The organism is Saccharothrix coeruleofusca, assembly GCF_014648515.1.
GTDB lineage: Bacteria > Actinomycetota > Actinomycetes > Mycobacteriales > Pseudonocardiaceae > Actinosynnema > Actinosynnema coeruleofuscum.
Window position 1 is genome coordinate 432,436 of the sequence record NZ_BMRG01000004.1, and the last position, 2,545, is coordinate 434,980.

Genomic DNA, 2,545 nt, shown 5'->3' on the forward strand with positions numbered 1-2,545 from the left:
CGCCCAGGTACAGCTCCCACGCGGGCCAGATCCGCAGCAGGCCGTCGGTCCACCCCATGTACCAATCCGGCACCGTGCCCGCCGAGATGTGACCGGCGTTGTACGGGCCGAAGTTCCAGATCGGGTTGATCTGGAACACGCCGCCCATGATCGCGGTGACACCGGCGACCACCGCGAAGAAGCCACCCGCCTTGACCGCGAACACCGGCATGATGCGCACGCCGACGACGTTGCCCTCCTTGCGTCCCACACCGGGGAACTGGGTGTGCTTCTGGTACCACACCAGGCCCAGGTGCACCGCGACCAGCGCCAGCATGACCGCGGGCAGGAGCAGCACGTGCAGGGTGTAGAAGCGGGGGATGATCTCGGTGCCGGGGAACTCCCCGCCGAACAGCGCCCAGTGCAACCAGGTGCCGACCACCGGGATGGACAGCAGCAGCGACGAGGTGACCCGCAGGCCACCGCCGGAGAGCAGGTCGTCGGGCAGCGAGTAGCCCATCAGGCCCTCCAGGCAGCCCAGCAGGAAGATCACCACGCCGATGACCCAGTTCGCCTCCCGCGGCCTGCGGAACGCGCCGGTGAAGAACACCCGGAGCATGTGCACCACGATCGCGGCCATGAACAGCAGCGCCGCCCAGTGGTGCACCTGCCGGACGAACAGGCCGCCGCGCACGTCGAAGGAGATCTCCAACGCGGACTCGTAGGCCCGCGACATCGGCACGCCCCGCAGGTTCTGGAAGCTGCCGTCGTAGACGACCTCCTGCATGGAGGGGTCGAAGAACAGCGCCAGGTAGGTGCCCGACAGCAGCAGCACGACGAAGCTGTAGAGCGCGACCTCACCCAGCAGGAACGACCAGTGCGTCGGGAACACCTTGTTCAACTGCCTGCGCAGACCGCCCGCCGCGCCTAATCGGTCGTCGGCCCACCGCGCGGTCGCACCGATGAGCGGACTCATGAGCAGCATCCCATGCGAGGACCCCCTAGCCCCGTGGTATGACCCGTTCGACAGCCTACTCCCCCACCACGTCCCGAAGACGGGAATCGGCCGACCCACTTCGGTCCACTGTGGACATGACCGCTGGCACCGGGCGGTCTGGGACGATGGCCCGATGCGCGAAGAGGTCATCCCCGTTCTCCGCGTCGAGGACGCCTCGGCGGCGGTCGCCTGGTACGAGCGTCTGGGCTTCGTCAAGCAGTGGGAGCACCGCTTCGAACCGGGGTTCCCCGCGTTCGTCGAGGTCGCCCGGCACGGGGTGCGGTTGTTCCTGTCCGAGCACGAGGGCGACGCCCGCCCCGACACGTTGGTCTACCTCCGCGCTCGTGACGTCGACGCCATCGCCGCCGAGTTCGGCGTGCGGGTGGAGGACGCGCCGTGGGCGCGCGAGGTCGAGCTGCGCGACCCCGACGGCAACCGGCTCCGGGTCGGAACACCGCGCGAGTGACGGCAGCCCCGCACCGTTCCACGCGACGCCGTCGTCCACGCCGGTCACGGCGGGACCAGTCGATCAACTACGGTGGAAGCGAACGTCCAACGAGGAGGTCAGGTCCATGCCCCGCGCGCAGGCCAACGGGATCGAGCTGGAGTACGACACGTTCGGGGACCCGGCGAACCCGGCCCTGGTGCTGGTCATGGGGCTGCGCACGCAGATGATCGCGTGGGAGGAGGAGCTGTGCGGCCTGCTGGCCGACCAGGGCTTCCACGTGATCCGGTTCGACAACCGCGACTGCGGCCTGTCCACCCAGTTCGACCACCTGCCCGCGCCCGACTTCGCGGCGATCTTCGCCGGTGACCGCACCACCGTGCCCTACACGCTGGCCGACATGGCGCTCGACCTCGTCGGTCTGCTGGACGCGCTGGGCGTGGACAAGGCGCACCTGGTCGGCGCGTCGATGGGTGGCATGATCGCCCAGCAGTGCGCGATCGACCACCCGGAGCGGGTGCTCAGCCTGTGCTCGATCATGTCCACCACCGGCAACCCCGCCGTGGGACAGCCCTCCCCGGAGGCGTTGGCGCTGCTGGACCAGCGGCCCGCCACCACGCGGGAGGAGGCGGTGGAGGCATCGGTGGCCGCGTGGCGGGTCTTCGGCTCGCCGGGGGTCGACGAGGAGCAGCTGCGGGCCCGCTCGGCGTTGGCCTACGACCGCGCGTACAACCCCGCGGGCGGGATGCGGCAGTACGCCGCGATCATCGCCTCCCCCGACCGGACGCCGGGCCTGCAGGGCGTGCGGCTGCCCGCCCTGGTCGTGCACGGCACGGCCGACACCCTGGTCAACCCCAGCGGCGGTCAGGCCACCGCCGCCGCCATCCCCGACGCGGAACTGCTGCTGGTCGACGGCATGGGCCACGACCTGCCCCCGACCGTCTGGCCCACCCTGGTCCGCGCCATCCGGCGCAACGCCGACCGGGCGGCCGCCTGACCCAGGGCGCACGGCCCGCGCCGCCGCCTCCTTCTGGCATGGTCGTGGGGTCGACCGGGCCGGTCGACCTCGGCCGCACACCACGGAGGAAGGCCCAGTGAAGCGCGTCGGCATCATCGGAGTGGGC

Annotated in this window: 3 protein-coding genes; 2 read left to right on the forward strand and 1 reads right to left on the reverse strand. The window is 70.8% G+C overall.

From position 1 onward, the window contains the following. On the reverse strand, nt 1-955 hold a 955-nt coding region (gene qcrB, locus IEZ00_RS36615; protein ID WP_229795627.1), incomplete at its 3' end, for a cytochrome bc1 complex cytochrome b subunit. A gap of 154 nt (nt 956-1,109) precedes the next feature. Here qcrB and IEZ00_RS14185 point away from each other — a divergent pair. Beyond that, complete coding sequence (locus IEZ00_RS14185; protein ID WP_189223680.1) at nt 1,110-1,442, forward strand: glyoxalase superfamily protein; 333 nt, start codon at nt 1,110-1,112, stop codon at nt 1,440-1,442. A gap of 106 nt (nt 1,443-1,548) precedes the next feature. Then, nucleotides 1,549-2,418: an alpha/beta fold hydrolase gene (locus IEZ00_RS14190; RefSeq protein ID WP_189223681.1), complete on the forward strand. Its 870-nt coding sequence runs from the start codon at nt 1,549-1,551 to the stop codon at nt 2,416-2,418. Nucleotides 2,419-2,545: the final 127 nt, after the last annotated feature.